Here is an 18,846-nt window from a genome sequence, read left to right as displayed (position 1 = left end):
AGGCAGAGAGGTACGTCGGAGCCGGGCACGGCCCGCACGTCACAGACGATAGTCAACGGCCACCCGTTACCCGCGCCCGGCGGACCACATCCCCACCGGGACCGATAGGCTGGCGCTCCCATGTCCGACGCCTCCGCTTCCCACGCCGCCGACCGCCGCGAACTCACCGCCGCGCAGCGCAACGCCGTCGCCGAACTGCTCCGGGTCTCCCCGGTCGCCGACGAGTTGGGCCGCCGGTTCGCGCGGGCCGGCCACGAGCTGCACCTGGTGGGCGGTTCCGTACGCGACGCCCTGCTCGGCCGCCTCGGCGACGACCTCGACTTCTGCACCGACGCGCACCCTGACGAGACCCTGCGCATCGTGCGCGGCTGGGCCGAGTCGATCTGGGAGACCGGCCGGGAGTTCGGCACCATCGGCTGCCAGCGCGACGGGCTGCGGCTGGAGATCACCACCTTCCGTGCCGAGTCCTACGACCAGGTCAGCCGCAATCCTGTCGTCGAGTACGGCACCGACCTCGCCGAGGACCTGAGGCGGCGCGACTTCACCATCAACGCGATGGCGGTCAGCCTGCCCGAGCACCGGTTCACCGACCCGCACGGCGGGCTGGACGACCTGGCCGCCAAGGTGATCCGTACCCCGGGCACCCCGGCGGAGTCGTTCGGCGACGACCCGCTGCGGATGCTGCGCGCGGCCCGGTTCGCGGCCCAGCTGTGCTTCGAGGTGCACCCCGACGCGTACGCGGCGATGACCCGGATGGCCGGCGACCTGGACCGGATCACGGCCGAGCGGATCCGCGACGAGTTCACCAAGCTGCTCTGCGGTGCGGACCCGATCACCGGGCTGCGACTGCTGGTCGACACCGGCCTCGCCGAGCGCTTCCTGCCGGAGCTGACCGGGCTGAAGCTGGAGATCGACGAGCACGCCCAGCACAAGGACGTCTACGAGCACACCCTCACCGTGGTGAGCAACGCCGTGTCGTACGAGACCGAGGGGCCGGACTTCATCCTGCGGATGGCCGCGCTGATGCACGACGTCGGGAAACCGGCGACGAAGGCGGTGGGCACGGACGGCCGGGTCAGCTTCCACCACCACGAGGTGGTCGGCGCCCGGCTCACCAAGGCCCGGATGAAGGCGCTGCGCTATCCGAAGGAGACCACCTCCAAGGTCACCGCGCTGGTGGCGCTGCACCTGCGCTTCTACGGCTACGGCCGGGGCGAGTGGACCGACTCGGCGGTGCGCCGCTACGTCGCGGACGCAGGTGACCTGCTGCCGCGCCTGCACAAGCTGACCCGGTCGGACTGCACCACCCGCAACCGGCGCAAGGCGGCCCAGCTCGCCGCCGACTACGACGCGCTGGAGGAGCGGATCGCCCGGATCGCCGCCGAGGAGGACCTGGCGCGGGTCCGGCCCGACCTGGACGGAAACGCCATCATGGAGCTGCTGGGCGTACCGCCGGGGCCCGTGGTCGGGGAGGCGTGGAAGCACCTCAAGGAGCTGCGCCTGGAACGCGGCCCGCTGGACCGCGACGAGGCCGAGGCGGAGCTGCTGCGCTGGGCCCGCGACAGGGGCCTGTAGCGCGTACCCGGTGCCGGTTCCGGCCGGCGTCTCCCGACGACGGGCGCGCCACTTCGCGTGGCCGAGGACGAAACGCCGGCGTATCGACCGAATGGCTGACGCGGCATCTACTGATCATCACTGATGATGGGGCGGAATCCTCCAGCCCTCCGAGTCCGGCAGCGGCTGGCCGTACGACCGGTTCCGCATCCACAGCGGACGGTCTTCCGAATCAACGGGGAGTCATTTGTGAGACGTCGTGGCGTTGCACGCCGCTCAGCGTTGGCGGGCCTGCTTCTCGCCTCCGCGACGTCCATCGCCGTCGCCGGTTCCGGCGGCGCGGCGATGGCGGAGCCCGCCGAACCGACCCGGGCGCCCGTGCGCGGCGCCGAACCCGGCGGGGTCGTACCGGGCCGCTACATCGTCGTCCTCAAGGACGAAAAGGCGACACCGAGCGAGACCCGGGCCGCCGCGTCCGCGCTCGCGCAGAAGAACGGGGGCAAGGTACGCAAGGTCTTCACCAGCGGCCTGCGTGGGTACTCGATGGAGGCCAACGCGGGTCAGGTGAAGCGGCTCTCGCTGGACCCGCGGGTGGCCTACGTGGAGCCCGTCATGCGGGCCTCCGCCACCGGGACCCAGACCAGCCCCCCGTCCTGGGGCCTGGACCGGATCGACCAGGTGTCGCCGAAGCTCGACGGCTCCTACACCTACCCCAGCACGTCGGCTGCGGGTGTCACCGCGTACGTGCTCGACACCGGCATCAACATCGCGCACCAGGACTTCGGTGGCCGGGCCAGCTACGGCTTCAACGCCATGCTGGACCGCACGTCCACCGAGGACGCCAGTGACTGCAACGGGCACGGCACGCACGTGGCGGGCACGGTGGGTGGCACCAGGTACGGCGTCGCGAAGGACGTCAAGCTGGTCGCGGTGCGGGTCCTGGACTGCGAGGGCTTCGGCACGACCGAGGAGCTGCTCAGCGGCATCAACTGGTTGACCGCGAACGCCGTCAAGCCGGCCGTGGCGAACATGAGCCTCGGGTTCGGCGGCAACGTCCAGGCGGTCGACGACGCGGTGAGCGCCTCGATCGCCAGCGGCATCACCTACGCGGTCGCCTCGGGCAACTCCATGCAGGACGCCTGCGAGGTGAGCCCGGCGTCGGTGCCGGCGGCGATCACGGTCGGCGCCACGGACAAGATCGACGCTCGGGCCTGGTTCTCCAACTACGGCAGCTGCGTCGACACGTTCGCGCCGGGCGTCAGCATCACCTCCGCCACCATCGGCTCCACCACGGGCGCCGAGACGCTGAACGGCACCTCGATGGCGTCGCCGCACGTCGCCGGCGCCGCGGCGCTGAAGCTGGCGGCGAACCCGACGTGGAGCCCGTCGCAGGTGCGCAACAGCATCGTGACCGGCGGCCTCTCCGGCCCCGTGCACGACGCGCAGGGCTCGCTGGACCGGTTCCTCCAGGTCGGTACCCCGCCGGTGGCCCGCAGCTCGTACGGGCTGAAGGCACGGATCAACCAGAAGCTCGTCACCGCGGAGAGCTCCGGCACGAAGCCGCTGGTCGCCCGCGGCACCAGCGTGGGCGCGTGGGAGAAGTTCGACATCGTCGACGCCGGAAGCGGGTACGTCGGGCTGCGGGCGCGGGTCAACGGCAAGTTCGTCGCCGCGGACGGCGCGGGCAGCAAGCCGCTGATCGCGGGCGCTGCTGCCATCGGTGAGTGGGAGAAGTTCCAGATCGTCCACAACACCGACGGCAGCGTCAGCCTCAAGGCGAAGGTCAACGGCAAGTTCGTCGTCGCGGACGCGGGTACGCTGCCGCTGATCGCGAGCGCCACCGCCATCGGCGCCTCGGCGAAGTTCGACTTCGAGGCACCGAACCCGGTCATCAGCCTCAAGGCGTCGGTGAACGGCAAGTTCGTGACCGCGGAGAGCTCCGGCACGCTGCCGTTGATCGCCCGCGGCACGTCGGCCGGCGCGTGGGAGAAGTACGAACTGGTCTTCCTCGAGGAGGGCAGCTTCTTCACGCTGCGGGCCCTGGTCAACGGCAAATTGGTGACCGCGGAGAGCGCGGGCGCGAAGCCGCTGATCGCCAGGGGCACGGCAGTCGGCCCCTGGGAGGTGTTCGACTTCGTCGACTACAACGCGGACGGCACCATCTATCTGCGTGCGTACATCGACGGGCAGGCGATCACCGCCGGCGCCAACCCGCTCATCGCGGACCGGACCATCGACTGGTCCAGCCCGACCCTGGGCCTCGGCACCGCACAGAAGTTCGCCGTCGGCGTCGTCTGACGGACCCTGTGACACCCGCCGCGTCGGCCTCCCGGGCGGCGCGGCGGGTGCCCGGTCCACTGCGGCGTCCGCCGGGGGTCACCACCGGTAGGTGATCCTCGGCCCCATCGAACGTCGACGCCCGCCGAGCCGTGCTCCTGCACGGCTCGGCGGGCGTCGTTCTGCCCGGCCCCGGGCAGTCGCGTCGGCCAGGTCAGCTGGCGTGCCGCTCGACGGCCGTCCCGGCCACCGGCGGCGTCCCGTCGCCGTTGCGAGCCGCCCCGAGCTTCGACAGCAGCCCGGCCAGGTCGATGCCGGTCAGGTCGCTGCCGAGCTGGAGCCCCTGGGCCACGTTGCCCGCCACCGACCTGGTCAGCGACGAGGCGCCGTCGGTGGAGATGACGGTCATCTTGTCGATCGCGCCGATCGGGGCGCTGGCCGCCTCGACCACCTGCGGCAGCACCTTGACCAGCAGGTCCAGCACCGCGGCCTCGCCGTACGCCGCGAAGGCCTCGGCCTTGCGGGCCATCGCGTCGGCCTCGGCCTGACCCTTGGCCAGGATGGCCGCGGCCTCGGCCGCACCCTCCCGCTCGACCGCCTCGGCGATGGCGGAACGGCGGCGCTGCTCGGCCTCGCCCTCCTTGGCGCCCTCGATCGCGTTGGCCTCGGCCAGCGCGGCCCGGCGGGCCCGCTCGCCCTCACCGGTGAGCCGGGCCTGCTCGGCGGCGGCCTGGGCGGCGGCGATGACGGCCTGGCGTTGGGCGTCGGCGTTCAGCACCGCCGCGTTGCGGGACGCCTCGGCCTCCTGCTCCACCTTGTACCTGGCGGCGTCGGCCGGCTTGCGCACCTCGGTGTCGAGCTGGCGCTGCTTGAGTTCGGCGTTGCGCTCGGCGACCTTCTGCTGCTCGGAGAGGATCGCCTGGTCCCGCTCGGCCTGGGCCAGCGGCCCGGCGGCGGCGGACTTCGCCTTGGCGGCGTCGATCTCCGCCTGGATGGCGGCCTGCTTCAGCGACAGGTTCCGGTTGGCCTCGGCGATCGCCTCCTCGGCGAGCAGCCGTTCCTGCTCGGCCTGCTGCCGGGCCCGCGCCTCGGCGATGGCCGCGTCCTTGAGCACCCGGGCCGCCTCCGGCCGGCCCAGGTCCTGCAGGTAGGAACCCTCCGCCAGGATGTCCTGGAGCTGGAAGGTGTCCAGCACCAGGCCCTGGTTGGTCATCGAGTGCTCGGCCTCCTCGGCGACCGCGCTGGCGAACGCCGCCCGGTCCCGGATGACCTCCTCGACGGTGAGCCGGCCGACGATCGAGCGCAGCGCGCCGGCCAGCACCTCCCGGGTGAAGTCCTCGATCTCGTCCTGCTGGTGCAGGAAGCGCTGCGCGGCGGCGCGGATGGCGTCCTCGGTGCCGCCGACCTTGACGATCGCGACGCCGTGCAGGTCGGCGCGGATGCCCTGCTTGCTGACCGCGCCCTTGATGCCGACGTCGATCCGCCGGCTGGACAGGTCGAGCGACTGGAGCTTCTGCACGACGGGCAGGACGAAGACGGACGCGCCGAGCACGACCTTCTGCCCAGAGTTGTCGGTCGACCGGCCGCCGTCGGCGGTCTGCGTGGTGCGGCCCTTGCGGCCGGTGACGATGAAGGCCTCGTTCGGCCCGGCGACCTTGATCCGGGAGAGCACGAAGAGCACGAGGACGAGGACGAGGAGGACCGCGCCGCCGATGGCGATGAGAAGGAGCATGTGACCGTCCTGTTTTCTTGACGAGGGGGGTTCAGTAGGTCTCGACGTGCACGCTGGTTTCGCTGAGCGCCTCGACCACGAAGATCTGTGCGCCGACCGGGATCGGCCGGTCGGCGCGGGCGTTGAGTTTGACCGGCTGGCCGGCCACCCGGACGCGGACCTCGCCGTAGCCGTCGGCGGGCACCGGGGTGACCACCAGGCCGAGCGCGCCGACCAGGTCGTGGCGGGTGGGGGTGGGATCGGTGCGCATGTCGCGGGCTGCCCGGCTGAGCCGGGTCGCCGCCCAGGCGGTGGGCACGGCCGCGGCGACGCCCCCGGCCAGGGCCACCGCGACCGTTGCGGGGGTACGCCCACCGATCAGCTCGTTGACGATCGCGGCGCCGAAGCCGAGCGCCCCGGTGAACCCGGCGACCGCCTCCACCGACACCGGACCGTCGAAGTCCGGGTTGCCGAGGTGGAACAGCTCGCCGCCGAGCAGGGCGAGCGCCAGCACCGCGACGCCCGCGCCGCCGATGATGAGGAAGATCAGCGTCCCCGTGGCCACGGCCTGCACGGTATCGGTGCCCCGCAACGTCGGTCGCGGGTCGACCGTTCAGCGGGGCGTGGGCCGGGCGTCGGGACCTCTCCGCCGCCGGCAATCTAGCTGTTGACAAGATTCGGGCGGAAGGCCAATCTTGACATCGACAAGAAGGAGGCGCCCGTGTCCTCGGCAACCCTGACCACCGCCGGCATCCTGCTGATCACCGTCGTCACGGTCGCGTACGGCGGCTTGACCCTGCTCATGCACCTCACCCGGCGCAAGGCCGGCTACCTGGACAACCCGGTGCGCCGGGGGCTCTGGACGGCCGGGCACGCGCACGCCGGGGTGCTGGTCCTCTTCGCGCTGGCCGTGCTGCCCTACGTGGACCAGGCCGACGCGTCCGACGGCACCCGCACGCTCATCCGCGCCCTCCTCGTGGCCGCGCCCGTCCTGATGCCGCTCGGCTTCTTCCTCTCGGTGGCCCGACCGCAGGACACGAAGCCGAACAAGCTGATCTGGCTGACCGTGGCGGGCGGCGCCAGCCTGAGCGCCGGTGCCCTGCTGCTCGGCTTCACCCTGCTCTGACGGCTCTCGCCGACGGCCCACCCGTCCGCTCCGGGCACGCGGTGCCGGCGCTGCCGGGCACGCGGGGCCGGCGCTGCCGGCAGCACCGCCGCCCGCCGACGCCGGCGGTGGCGCGGCTCGCCGGCCGGCCCCGCGGGCTGCCCGGGCGGCGCGGGCGGGACGGCGTCGGGGCACCGGGGACAATGGGGGGATGCGCTGGACCGTGCTCGACTCCCCGATCGGCGAGTTCTCCGTCGCCACCGACGGGACCCACGTGTGCCGGGCCCACTTCGGCCGGGCCTCCGGAGCCGTCGAGGAGCCGGGAGACGAGGCGGCCCGCCGGGCGCTGGCGGAGCTCCGGGCGTACTTCGCCGGCGAGCTGACCGGCTTCACGGTGCCGCTGGCGGCGCCGGGCGGGTCCGACTTCGAACGGGGCGTCTGGCGGGAGATGACCCGCATTCCGTACGGGGAGACGCTCACCTACGGCGAGGTGGCCCGGCGGCTCGGCGACCAGGGCGCCGCCCGTGCGGTCGGGGTGGCCTGCAACCGCAACCCGATCCCGGTGCTCGTGCCGTGCCACCGGATCGTCGGCGCGGGAGGCAAGCTGGTCGGCTTCGGCGGCGGCCTGGACCGGAAGGTGAAGCTGCTGGAGCTGGAGGCCGGGGTCGCCCTGCGCCGCGCCTGGTCCTGACGGCGCGAGGCGGTCCTGTCCGCGCCCCGGCCGCGTCAACCGGAGGCGGACTCCTCCGCACCACCCTCGCCGGGTCAGCCGGGGGCGGGCAGACAACCGCCGTCGGCGATGCGCGCGCCGATCTCCACCGTGACGTCGCCCGCCCGGACGCTGCCGAAGACGCATGCCCGGCCGGTCCAACCCGCGAAGACCAGCCCGTCGGCGGGGCCGAGGTCGAGTCGACCCGGTGGCCGCACGGTGACCTCGGTCAGCCCCGTCGCCACGATCGCCCGCCGGACGGCCTCCTGCCCGGGCTCGTCCCGGTCGCCGGCGGTCAGCAGGTTGAGGCTCCTCCTGACGTCCGCCGCGCAGGCCCGGGCACCGCTGGCCGCCTCCTCGGCGAGCGTGCCGCGCTGCCGGAAGGCGTCGTTGGCCGCCTGCTGGCGGCGGAACTCCTCCGCGCGACGCTGCTCGTCGGTCAGCGGATGTCGGGTGCCGGGTGGACGCGACGTGGCGGCCGGGGCACTGCCACCGGGCCGGGCGTCGTCCCCGGGGTGCGCGACCGGAGTCCCCGCCCTGACGCAGTCGGCCTCGGCCGGCGCCGCAGAGGTGGTCGGGCGGGCCGATGCCACGCCGCCATGCGAAGCCGCGCCGCCTGCCGGTGTGGTGGCCGGATCGGTGCCCGGCGCCGCGCAGCCGACGAGGACCGGAAGGAACACCGCGCTGGCGACCGCCCCGATGACCCGTCGCGCCGCGCCGCGCGAGCCGCGGCGAGCGAGGGATGTCACGTCGGTCAGCCTAACGGCAGGTGGCCGACCGCTCGACCCCGTGTGACGTCGATGGTCGTCGCGCGTACGGCTGCGAGGGCCGGACGCGGCGAGGGCCGGGTCCACACGGACCCGGCCCTCGATGTGCTGGTGTCGGCGCGTCAGCGCTCGACGTCGCCGGCGATGAATGCCTCGACGGCGGCGTGCGCGTCGTGGTCGGCGTACTGCACCGGCGGGGACTTCATGAAGTACGACGAGGCCGACAGGATCGGGCCGCCGATCTTCCGGTCCAGCGCGATCTTCGCGGCGCGGACGGCGTCGATGATGACACCGGCCGAGTTCGGCGAGTCCCACACCTCGAGCTTGAGCTCGGCGTTGAGCGGGGTGTCGCCGAAGGAGCGGCCCTCCAGGCGGATGTACGCCCACTTGCGGTCGTCCAGCCACGGCACGTGGTCCGACGGGCCGATGTGCACGTCGCTCTTGCTCATCTCGTGCGGGATCTGCGAGGTGACCGACTGGGTCTTCGAGATCTTCTTCGAGACCAGGCGGTTGCGCTCCAGCATGTTCATGAAGTCCATGTTGCCGCCGAAGTTGAGCTGGTACGTGCGCAGCAGCTCGACGCCCCGGTCCTCGAACAGCTTCGCCAGCGCGCGGTGCACGATGGTGGCGCCGACCTGGCTCTTGATGTCGTCGCCGACGATCGGCAGGCCCGCGTCCTCGAACTTCTTGGCCCACTCCGGGTCGGAGGCGATGAAGACCGGCAGCGCGTTGACGAACGCGCAGCCCGCGTCGATCGCGGCCTGGGCGTAGAACTTGTCTGCCTGCTCGGAGCCGACCGGCAGGTACGAGACCACGACGTCGACCTGCGCGTCGCGCAGCGCCTGGGCGACGTCGACCGGCTGGGCGTCGGACTCCTCGACGATCTCGCGGTAGTACTGGCCCAGACCGTCGAAGGTCGGACCGCGCTGCACCGTGACGCCGGTCGGCGGCACGTCGCAGAGCTTGATGGTGTTGTTCTCGCTGGCGACGATCGCCTCGGCGAGGTCCATGCCCACCTTCTTGGCGTCCACGTCGAACGCCGCGACGAACTGCACGTCCGAAACGTGGTAGTCGCCGAAGGTGACGTGCATGAGACCCGGGACGCGGTCGTTCGGGTCGGCGTTCCGGTAGTACTCCACGCCCTGCACGAGGGACGAGGCGCAGTTACCCACACCGACGATGGCGACGCGGACGGAGCCCATAGCGTCTGCCTCCTTCTTCTTCATCACGGCCGCTCATTCCTGGACTCTCCAGGGGCAGGCGGGCTGTTGTCTTCTCGTCGACCGCCGGCCGTCCCGGTTGACGGGACCGTCGGGGCACGGCCGGAGCGCTCGTTGGCGATGAGCTCCTCCAGCCAGCGGACCTCGCGCTCACAGGCGTCCAGACCGTGGCGCTGCAGTTCCAGCGTGTAGGCGTCGAGCCGTTCGGCCGCCCGGCCGAGCACGTCACGAAGCCCCTCGCGGCGTTCCTCGATCTTTCGCCGGCGACCCTCGAGGATGCGGAGTCGGGTCGCCTGGTCGGTCCGGGCGAAGAACGCGAAGTGCACGCCGAACCCCGTGTCGTCGTACGTCTCGGGCCCGGTCTGTGCGATCAGTTGGGCGAAGCGTTCCTTGCCCTCCGCGGTGATTTCGTAGACCACCCGACCTCGTCGGCTGGTCAACGCGGGAACCTCCTCGGCGGTGGCGGGTGGGTCGGCGGCCTCGGTGATCCACCCCGCCGCCTGCAACCGGCGCAGGGTGGGATAGAGCGAGCCGTAGCTGATCGCCGCCCTGATCGCGCCGAGCTTGGCGGTCAGCTCCTTGCGCAGCTCGTAGCCGTGCATCGGAGACTCCTGCAGGAGGCCGAGGATGGCGAGCTCGAGCACGGGCCATCCTCTCTGTACCCTCTACGCGGAGCGGTAACCGCCGCGATGTATCGGACCGATACATCGCACGCTAGCGGATCGCCGTGATCAGGGCAAACCCCCGCTCCGGGGTTCCCCGGTCACGCATCGTCACGGTGGTCGCCCAGCCCGACCAGACCGCGTACCCTTCTCCGCATGCGTACGCAGCGCCAGGTGGTCGACTACTCGCTCCGGAAGCGGGCGGTGCTGCGTGAGCTCCTCGCCGGACGGGTCGGCACGTACGACGTCTGCGACGCCTCGCCCTACCTGAAGAACGCGGCCCGCTTCCACGGCGAGCCGACCGACGAGCGGTGTCCGATCTGCCGGAGCGAGAACCTGACCCACGTCCACTACATTTACGGCGACGAACTCAGGCAGTCCGCGGGTCAGGCCCGGACGCTGGCCGAGTTGCCGGTGCTGGCGATGACGGTGCGTGAGTTCCAGGTCTTCGTGGTGGAGGTGTGCCTCGGCTGTGACTGGAACCATCTCGTCGAGCAGTACCTGCTCGGCCGGGACGGGCTGGCCGGGAGCCCGGAGGGCGGCCCGGACCAGGGCGCGATGGGCGGCACGTCCGCCTCGGGCAGCGGTGCGGACGGCCGACGGAGGCGAGAGGCGCAACGGTGATCTTCGCTCGATCGGCCGACCCCGGCCAGCGCGCACACGCCCGGGGGCACCAACGGATCGTTGGTCTGATTGGCCCGATTGATTCGCAAGTGGCACCAGTCGACCGGCACGCACGTGCCGCCCTCGACGGGTGTCCCATCTCACGGCAAACCGGTGGCGGTGCAGCAGCGCCCCACCGCGACGGCAGGGTGTGAGGAATGAACTCGTACGGCGATTCCAGTTCCCCGCGCGGGCGGGCCCAGATCCCGGGCCAGCACGGCGATCCCGGCGGTGACGCCGCCGGGGGCGGCTGGTCGGCTGCACAGGAGGGCACGGGACCGGCAGGTCGCGCCTCGGTCGCGCCCCGCGCTGCCGGCGGGCGGGCCTCGGTCGGCGGTTCGGCGGCCGTGCCGCCGCGCGGTGGGTCCGTCTCCGGCTCGGCGTCGGCGGCCGTCCCGCCGCGTGCCGGTTCGGCCCCGGTGGGTTCCGCCCCCGTCGGTCGGGCGGTGCCGGGCCGGGCCTCGGTGCCGGTCTCGCCGGCACCTGGCGCGGGCCGTGCGGGCGCGGGTCGCGCGTCGGTGCCGGTCTCCCCTGCGGCCGGCGGGTCGGCCGGTCGCGCCTCGGTGGGTTCCGCCGCCGTCGGCGCCGCCCCGGCCGGACGGGCCAGCGTCGGGTCGGCGGCCGTCGGCGGCGTCAGCGGCCGGGCCTCGGCGCGAGCGAGTGTCTCGCCGGTCTCGGGCGGTCCGGGTGGGCCTGGTGGTCCCGGCGGGCCGACGGGCCCCGGCCGCGGCGGCCGCGGTGCGGGTGGTCCTGCTGGCGCAGGACGGTCGAAGAAGCGCAAGCGGGCGAACCTGCTGATCGCCAGCTTCGCCGTCTTCATCATGCTCGCCGGGCTCGGCGTGGTCGGCTTCACCTACTACTCGACCAACGTCGTCCTCCCGGACGAGGTTCCGCTGCCGCTCTCCACCACGATCCTGGCCAGCGACAAGAAGACCCAGGTGGCCCGGCTCGGCAACGAGAACCGCACCTTCGTCACGATCCAGCAGATCCCCGAGCACGTCCAGCGCGCCGTCGCGGCGGCCGAGGACCGCAACTTCTACAAGCACTCGGGCGTGGACTACAAGGGCATCGCGCGGGCGGCCTGGAACAACGTCAGCGGCGGCGACAAGCAGGGCGCCTCGACGATCACCCAGCAGTACGCCCGCAACGCGATCGAGAACCTCAAGGACGACAGCTACGCCCGGAAGGTGAAGGAGGCGATCTTCGCCTCCAAGCTCAACGAAAAGTACACCAAGCCGGAGATCATGCAGCACTACCTGAACGTGATCTACTTCGGGCGCGGTGCGTACGGCATCGAGGCGGCCGCGCAGACGTACTTCGGCAAGCCGGTCGGCAAGCTCACGGTCGCCGAGGGGGCGGTGCTCGCGGCCCTGATCAAGCAACCCCAGTCCAGCGCCACCCACAAGGGCTACGACCCCGCCGTCAACCTCGAGCAGGCCAAGGACCGGTGGAACTACGTGGTCGGGGGCATGGTCGAGGAGGGCTGGCTGAACGCCGCGGATCGACCGACCGCGTACCCGAAGGTGCTGGCGCCGAAGAAGGACGGCAACGGGTTCGGCGTGAAGAGCCCCCGGGGCAACGTCGTCAACTACGTCCGCCAGGAGATGGAGCAGTGGGGGATCTGCTCCGACTCCGGCGCGCCGGGCAAGCCGACCTGCGTCGACGAGCTGCGTTCCGGCGGTTACCGGATCACGACCACCATCAACGCCAAGATGCAGGCGGCGCTGGAGGAGGCCGCCCCGCCGGATCGGAAGGGGTCGGTGCTCTACGGGCAGCCGAGGAACCTGATGGCGGCGGCGGTCTCCGTCGAGCCGAAGACCGGCCGGGTGCTCGCCTACTACGGCGGTGACAGCGGCGCAGACTTCGACTACGCGGGCAAGAACGTTGACGCCAACGGCGACCTCGTCGGTGGTCACCCGCCGGGCTCGTCGTTCAAGGTCTACACCCTGGCGGCCGCCGTCGACGCCGGCATCTCGGTCAAGTCGACCTGGGACGCCACCCCGTTCAAGCCGGATGGCTTCAAGGACGAGGTGCAGAACGCAGGCCGCAAAGCGGTCTGCGGCAAGAACTGCACGCTGGAGGAGTCGACCATCCGGTCGTACAACGTGCCGTTCTTCCACCTCACGGAGAAGATCGGTCCCGACAAGGTGGTCGGCATGGCGCGGCAGGCGGGCGTCAGCACGATGTGGACGGTCGACCCGCCCCAGCCGTTCGACCTGTTCAAGGAGAAGCCGGAGGACCTCGCGCCGCGCAAGTTCGACCGGGTCGTCGGCTACGGCCAGTACCCGATCACCGTGCTCGACCACGCCAACGGGCTCGCCACCCTCGCCAACGACGGCGTGTACAACAAGGCGCACTTCGTTCTCAAGGTGGAGAGGCAGAACAAGTCCACCGGAAAGTGGGAGCAGGTCCCCGGGACGGGCGAAAGGCTCAAGCCGCAGCCGCGCATCAAGAAGGAGGTCGCCCAGGAGGTGACCGCGGTGCTGAAGGAGATCCCGGAGAACAACAACGCCAATCTTGCCAACGGGCGGGACGCGGCCGGCAAGACCGGCACCTGGGAGCACAACGGCACTCCCCGTAACGCCCACGCCTGGATGGTGGGCTACGACGACAACCTCGCCACTGCGGTGTGGATCGGCAGCCGGGACCACAGGAAGCCGACGATCGTGGACAAGAACAAGAACGACATCGGCGGTAACAGCTTCCCCGCCGAGCTCTGGAAGCGGTACATGGACGACGCGCTGAAGGGCAAGGAGGCGTCGAATCTGCCGAGCGTCACCGGCATTGGTGACGACAAGGCCGGCAACGGCGTGGAGCCCCCGGCCCCGACGCCCCCGGCGAACCCGCCGGGTTGCCCGAACCCGTTGAACCCCTTCTGCCCGGCCGACGGGAACAACGGCGGTGGGAACAACGGTGGCGGCAATCCTCCGGGCGGCCCCACCGCGCCCACCACCCCGACCGATCCGAGGCCGGGCGGGAACGGCGGCGGCGGGCTGCTACCGACCCTGACACCCCGACCAGACGACGACTGATCGACGAACGCCGCCGGCGGCCGGAGCACCTCTCCGGCCGCCGGCGGCGTTTCGCGTACCGACGTGTCGTGAGAGAGAGGGGACGCGGAGGCCAGATGTACGGCAGGATGCACCCTCATGAGCACGCAGTCGACGCGAGGCATCGACGACGCCGGTGCCCCTGACCACCCGTCCCGCTCCGACGGCTTCGTCCGGGGCGTCTCCGGCGCGATCGGCGGTCCGCTGGGCGACCACGCCGTCGCGCTGGACCGGCCCGCCGGGCGGGAGAGCCGGTTCTGGACGGCGACCCGCATCGTCCTGGCCCTGGTCTGCCTGACCCTGGCGTTGCACTGGGTGCAGAAGTCGCCCTGCCAGGACGGCGCCTGGCAGAACAACGTGCAGTACACCCGGTTCTGCTACACCGACGTGCTGGCGCTCTACTACGCCGAGCGGCTCAACGAGGGTGCGGTCCCCTACCAGGACCATCCCGTCGAGTATCCGGTGCTCACCGGGTACTTCATGGGCGCGCTCGGCCTGCCCGTGCACGCCCTCGGCCAGAACGACCCGGGCCTCAACCAGGGCATGTGGTTCTACAACCTCAACGCGCTGGTGCTCGGCGCGCTGGCGGTCGCCACGGTGGCGGTCATCCTCGCCCTGCGCCGGCGCCGACCCTGGGACGCCGCGCTCTTCGCGCTCGCCCCCGCGCTGATGCTCACCGCCACGGTCAACTGGGACCTGCTCGCCATCGGCCTGGCCGCGTTCGGCCTCTTCGCCTGGGCCCGCAGCCGCCCGTTGGCTGCCGGCGTCCTGCTCGGTCTCGCCGGGGCGGCCAAGATGTGGCCGCTGTTCATCCTCGGCCCCATCCTGGTGCTGGCGCTGCGCGCCGGGCGGCTCCGCGCCGCCCTCACCGCCTTCGGCGCCGCCCTGGTGTCCCTGGTCCTCGTGAACCTGCCGGTCGCCATTCCCTACCGGGAGAACTGGGACCGCTTCTTCGAGCTGAACTCGACCCGGCCCATCGACTGGGGCACCCTCTGGTACATCGGGCGCTACCTGGACGGCAAGGTCGGCAGCGGCAACCCCGCCGACCTCGGGCCCTTCGAGTGGCTGAACGTCAACATCCCCACGCTGAACACCCTGTCGTACGCCCTCTTCGGGTTGGCCTGCCTCGGGGTGGCCGCGCTGGGGCTGCTGGCCCCGCGCCGGCCCCGGCTCGCCCAGCTCGCGTTCCTGGTGGTCGCCGCCTTCCTGATCTTCAGCAAGGTGTGGTCGCAGCAGTTCGTGCTCTGGCTGCTGCCGCTGGTGGTGCTCGCCCGCCCGAAGTGGGGCGCCTTCCTGGCCTGGCAGCTGGCCGAGGTCTGCTACTTCGTGGCCTTCTACGGCGAGCTGCTCGGCGCGGCGACCAGCAAGCCGGTCTTCCCGGAGGGGGTCTTCGTGCTGGCGGCGACGCTGCGCCTGACCACCGTGGTGGTGCTCTGTGTTCTGGTCGTCCGGGAGGTACTGCGGCCGGAACTCGACCCGGTCCGGCGGACCTACGCCGACGACCCGGACGGCGGGCTGCTCGACGGCGCGCCGGACGCGCCCTGGCTCGACCGCTGGCGACGCCGGCCCGAGGTGCCGGCCAAGCCGACACCGGCCGCCGTCTGACCGGTTCCGGCCGTCGGAGGCGCCCCCCCGACGGCCGGGCGAACGCCGGTCAGAGGCGGTAGACGACCACGTCGCCGATCTCCTCGCGGGTGATGCCGAGCCCGTCGACCGGTGCGTCGACGGTGACCTCCCACGGCGTGCCGGCGATGTGGTCCCGCATCAGCAGCACGTTGCGGACCCCGAGGACGCGCAGGTAGTCGACGCTGACCTGGTCGGGGAAGGAGAGCGTCACGCGGCGTACGTCGTCGAGCTGCCGCGGCGTGAAGCCGCTCCCTCCGTTCACCACGTCCTGGAACCGGGTGGTGGACCAGAGCATCACCGGCTGGTCGAGGCTCTGGTTGCTCGGCAGCACCAGCAGCGGCCCGTCCACGGTCCGCATCGCGGCCGGCTGGGGCGGCACGATCGGGTGCGGCGTGGAGTTCAACCCCTCGCCGATCACCAGCACCAGCGGCAGGAGGGTGGCCAGCCGCAGCCACGGGCTCGGCCAGGAGGGGATCCGCTCGGCGGAGATCTCCCGGACCCGGGTGGCGAACGCGCTCACCGCGCCCGCCGCGAGCAGCCCGAGCAGCAGCGTCGTCCAGAGCATCAGCCGACCCGGCGTACGCAGGCCGTTCCAGCCGGGCAGGTGCTCGAACAGCGGCACGTAGGTGAAGGTGCCGTCGAAGAACCGGGTGCCCATGGCGAGCACCATCGTCACCACCACCCCGGCGAGCAGCAGCAGCCGGTGGCGCAGCTTCCACACCGAGAAGAAGAGCCCGCCGGCGGCGAGCGCGTAGAGCACGAAACCGGGCAGCAGGGTCATCTCCGGGTGCCAGGGCAGCAGCGCCCGCGCCCCCTCGTGCAGCCCACCCCAGACCCGCGACTCGGCGGGCGCGGTGAAGAAACCGCTCGCCGGCGGCGAGAAGATGCCGATGTCGCCGATGGAGCGCTTCGCGTTCGGGTGCGCCTCGGCCACGGTGAAGAACGGGATGGCCAGCAGCGCGCCGACGCCGGCGAAGAGCAGGCCGCCGACCAGGTCCGCGACCAGCAGCCGGCGGCCGAACGGCCGCTTGACCGGCCGGACCACCCACCGCCGCAGGAACCAGGTGACGGCCGCGACCAGCACGGTCCCGGCGAGGAAGTACGCGAACGGCAGCCCGATGCCGAAGCCGAGACTGAGTTGCCAGGCCGCGACCAACCAGCCGGCGTAGACCCAGCCGTCGTGCCGGCGCTCGGGACGGTACCCGTGCCGCAGCGACCAGCCGTGGCCCCGGGCGAGCATGGCCAACGCCAGCGGGATGCCGCCGTTGGAGATCACGTGTAGGTGCCCGGCCTGGGCCAGCAGCCAGGGCGCGTAGGCGAAGCTCGCCCCGGCCACCGCGGAGCCGATCCGGCCCGCGCCGAGCTGCCGGGCCAGCGCGTACGCCCCGAGCGTGGCGAGCGCGTGGGCCAGCACGAACATGATGTTGTAGCGGAGTACGGCGGCCTCGGGGCCAGTGCCGATCATGCCCGCCGGGGCGTAGCCGAGCAGGGTGTCGGAGAAGGCGAAGCTCCACGGCTCCGGGAAGAACGTGTTCGACTGCCACAGCTGCGCCGGGTTGGTCAGCAGGATGTGCCCCGACCAGGCCATCTGCCACGCCTGGAGGCTCGGGTCCCAGTAGTCCTGCGGCAGGGTGTGCCGCGGGTAGCGCAGCGTGGGCCAGGTCAGCAGCACGGCCAGTGCCAGCGAGGCGAGCGCCGCCAGCGTCCACTCGTGGATCAGCAGGCGGCCGACCGCCCGTGCGGCGCGCCCGATCCGGGAGGGCACCGGTTCGGGGGCGGACGCGAAGGCCTCCCACCGGTCCGGTTTGCCCTTGTCGCCCCCGTCCGCGTCCTTGCCGTCGGCGGGCTTGTCGCCGCCGGTGCCCGCGCCCTGGGCGCCGGTCCCGGCCGTGCCGGCCTCGTCCGCCGCACCGACCTTGGTGCCGGCGGCACCGTCCTTGCCGGCCTTGGACTCGTCCTTGCCGGCCGCGTCGCCCTTGCCGTCGGTCTTACCGGCCGCACCGACCTTGGTGTCGGCCGTGCCAGTCCTGGTTCCGACCTCGTCGGCCCCGCCGGCCTTGGTGCCGGCCTTCCCGTTCCCGGCCGCGGCCGCGTCGGCTGTCTCGGCCGCGCCGGCCCTGGCTTCGGCCCCGCCTGCCTTGGCCCGGGGCCCGTCGGCATCGGGCTGGGCCGCGGGAGCATCGGGTTGCGCTGTGCCGGTCCTGGCGGCCGCGTCGGGCGTGGCACCCGTCGTGTCGGCTTCTCCGGCGCGGTCCGTCTTCTCGCCCGCGTCGGCTTTCGTGGCCGCGCCGGTCGCGTCGGACGGGCCTCCGGTGGGCGCGGCAGCGACGTCGGGCCGGGAGCCGCCGGCGGCGGACTGCTCGGTCGTCATGCCGTCGGGCTCCCCGTGCCCAGTCGGTCACGCAGGAAGGCGATGTCGGCAACCTGACCGTCGACCCCGCCCGGGGTCTCTACGATGACCGGTGCGCCCGCGGCGCGGATCACCGCCACCACCAGCTCCGGGTCGATCGTGCCGCCGTCGAGGTTGTCGTGCCGGTCCTGGCCCGAGTTGAACGCGCCCTTGGAGTTGTTGGCGTGCACCAGGTCGATCCGCCCGGTGATCGCCTTGACCCGGTCGACCAGGCCGAGCAACTCCTCGCCGCCGGCGTGGGCGTGGCAGGTGTCGAGGCAGAAACCCACCTCGTGGTCACCCACGGCGTCCCAGAGCCGGGCGAGCGCGTCGAGCCGCCGGGCGCACGCGTTGTCACCGCCGGCGGTGTTCTCGATCAGGACCGGCACGCCGAAGCCGCCGGAGTCCGCCGCGTACGCGAAGGTCTTGCGCCAGTTGTCGAAGCCGACCGCCAGGTCGTCGCCGGCGTTGACGTGCCCGCCGTGCACGATCAGCCCCTTCGCGCCGATGGCGGCGGCCGCCTGGGCGTGCCCGAGCAGCAGCTTGCGGCTGGGGATCCGGATCCGGTTGTTCAGGGTCGCGACGTTGATGACGTACGGCGCGTGCACGTAGAGGTCGACGTCCGCGGCCCGTAGCCGGTCCGCGTCCTCCCGTGGCTTCGGCGCCTTCCACCCCTGCGGGTCGGAGAGGAAGAACTGCACGGCCTCGGCCCCTCGGGCGGTCGCCTCCGCCATCGGGTCGGTCGAATCGACGTGGGCTCCGATACGCATGCACGGGAGCCTACGTCGCGTCGCCGACAGCGGGGATGACGGCGGTGGCGGACGCGCCGGCCCCACGCGTCACCTCCCGGCGTCGGCGGTCGTTGATGCGAGTGGGATCCACGGTTGCCGCAGCCGCCCGGAACGCCGCAGGCCGGCCGGCCGGAGGCGCGTCGAACCGCCCGAGAGCGGGGGCACCCCCGTCGCGCGGCCCGGCGCGGCGGGGGCCCGCCCTGACGGAACCGGGCTCAACGGGAAATTTGTCGGAGAATTCCGCCATTTCCCCCGACAAGGGGCAAGAGCCGTTGTAACGTCAGGTAACAACACGATAAAGCTCCGCGGGGCGTCCCCGGTC

General features: G+C 72.2%; 13 protein-coding genes and 1 pseudogene. 7 read left to right on the top strand and 7 right to left on the bottom strand.

Features of this window, described 5'->3' with window-relative positions:
- Nucleotides 1-120 precede the first annotated feature (120 nt).
- A complete protein-coding gene (locus AB0G08_RS03305) occupies nt 121-1,575 on the top strand; it encodes a CCA tRNA nucleotidyltransferase (RefSeq protein ID WP_358082410.1) in 1,455 nt (484 codons plus the stop codon).
- 261 nt (nt 1,576-1,836) lie between these two features.
- Entirely contained in the window at nt 1,837-3,852 is a 2,016-nt protein-coding gene (locus AB0G08_RS03300; protein WP_358082407.1) for a S8 family serine peptidase, read from the top strand.
- Between the two features lie 193 nt (nt 3,853-4,045).
- Here AB0G08_RS03300 and AB0G08_RS03295 read toward each other — a convergent pair whose 3' ends face one another.
- Together AB0G08_RS03295 and AB0G08_RS03290 are read right to left on the bottom strand one after the other, a co-directional pair.
- Nucleotides 4,046-5,563: an SPFH domain-containing protein gene (locus AB0G08_RS03295; RefSeq protein ID WP_358082404.1), complete on the bottom strand. Its 1,518-nt coding sequence runs from the start codon at nt 5,561-5,563 to the stop codon at nt 4,046-4,048.
- Between the two features lie 31 nt (nt 5,564-5,594).
- The gene (locus AB0G08_RS03290) at nt 5,595-6,116 is read right to left on the bottom strand and encodes a hypothetical protein (RefSeq protein WP_358082909.1); all 522 of its coding nucleotides are present in this window, start codon (nt 6,114-6,116) and stop codon (nt 5,595-5,597) included.
- Between the two features lie 147 nt (nt 6,117-6,263).
- Between AB0G08_RS03290 and AB0G08_RS03285 the strand changes: the two genes are divergently transcribed.
- Both AB0G08_RS03285 and AB0G08_RS03280 read left to right on the top strand, forming a co-directional pair.
- On the top strand, nt 6,264-6,668 hold the full coding sequence (locus tag AB0G08_RS03285; RefSeq protein ID WP_358082401.1) for a hypothetical protein: 405 nt from the start codon (nt 6,264-6,266) through the stop codon (nt 6,666-6,668).
- 190 nt (nt 6,669-6,858) lie between these two features.
- Nucleotides 6,859-7,338: a methylated-DNA--[protein]-cysteine S-methyltransferase gene (locus AB0G08_RS03280; protein ID WP_358082398.1), complete on the top strand. Its 480-nt coding sequence runs from the start codon at nt 6,859-6,861 to the stop codon at nt 7,336-7,338.
- 74 nt (nt 7,339-7,412) lie between these two features.
- Here AB0G08_RS03280 and AB0G08_RS03275 read toward each other — a convergent pair whose 3' ends face one another.
- The 3 genes from AB0G08_RS03275 to AB0G08_RS03265 all read right to left on the bottom strand — a co-directional run bounded on the left by AB0G08_RS03275 (nt 7,413) and on the right by AB0G08_RS03265 (nt 9,987).
- The gene (locus AB0G08_RS03275) at nt 7,413-7,949 is read right to left on the bottom strand and encodes a hypothetical protein (protein WP_358082395.1); all 537 of its coding nucleotides are present in this window, start codon (nt 7,947-7,949) and stop codon (nt 7,413-7,415) included.
- A gap of 296 nt (nt 7,950-8,245) precedes the next feature.
- The gene (locus AB0G08_RS03270) at nt 8,246-9,325 is read right to left on the bottom strand and encodes an inositol-3-phosphate synthase (RefSeq protein ID WP_357866909.1); all 1,080 of its coding nucleotides are present in this window, start codon (nt 9,323-9,325) and stop codon (nt 8,246-8,248) included.
- A gap of 23 nt (nt 9,326-9,348) precedes the next feature.
- The gene (locus AB0G08_RS03265) at nt 9,349-9,987 is read right to left on the bottom strand and encodes a PadR family transcriptional regulator (protein ID WP_358082392.1); all 639 of its coding nucleotides are present in this window, start codon (nt 9,985-9,987) and stop codon (nt 9,349-9,351) included.
- A 174-nt stretch (nt 9,988-10,161) separates the two neighbouring features.
- Here AB0G08_RS03265 and AB0G08_RS03260 point away from each other — a divergent pair, with 174 nt between their 5' ends.
- From AB0G08_RS03260 to AB0G08_RS03250, 3 genes and pseudogenes are all read left to right on the top strand, one after another.
- Nucleotides 10,162-10,629: a DUF5318 domain-containing protein gene (locus AB0G08_RS03260; protein ID WP_358082389.1), complete on the top strand. Its 468-nt coding sequence runs from the start codon at nt 10,162-10,164 to the stop codon at nt 10,627-10,629.
- A gap of 197 nt (nt 10,630-10,826) precedes the next feature.
- Nucleotides 10,827-13,496, top strand: a pseudogene (locus tag AB0G08_RS03255) (transglycosylase domain-containing protein); the annotation flags it as partial.
- 321 nt (nt 13,497-13,817) lie between these two features.
- Nucleotides 13,818-15,323, top strand: a complete 1,506-nt coding sequence (locus AB0G08_RS03250) for a glycosyltransferase 87 family protein (RefSeq protein WP_358082386.1) — start codon at nt 13,818-13,820, stop codon at nt 15,321-15,323.
- Nucleotides 15,324-15,372: 49 nt separating this feature from the next.
- On the opposite strand, the gene AB0G08_RS03245 is transcribed toward AB0G08_RS03250, so the two are convergent.
- Both AB0G08_RS03245 and AB0G08_RS03240 read right to left on the bottom strand, forming a co-directional pair.
- Nucleotides 15,373-17,715, bottom strand: coding sequence for a hypothetical protein (locus AB0G08_RS03245; RefSeq protein ID WP_358082383.1), 2,343 nt, complete (start codon nt 17,713-17,715; stop codon nt 15,373-15,375).
- Nucleotides 17,712-18,503, bottom strand: coding sequence for a deoxyribonuclease IV (locus AB0G08_RS03240; RefSeq protein ID WP_358082380.1), 792 nt, complete (start codon nt 18,501-18,503; stop codon nt 17,712-17,714). Before AB0G08_RS03240 ends, AB0G08_RS03245 begins: the two co-directional genes overlap by 4 nt.
- Between the last annotated feature and the right edge of the window lie 343 nt (nt 18,504-18,846).

Source organism: Micromonospora sp. NPDC023644 (assembly GCF_040640115.1).
In the GTDB taxonomy this organism is placed as follows: domain Bacteria; phylum Actinomycetota; class Actinomycetes; order Mycobacteriales; family Micromonosporaceae; genus Micromonospora.
Note: the sequence above shows the minus strand (reverse complement) of the source record. Positions and strands in the feature narration are given on the sequence as shown.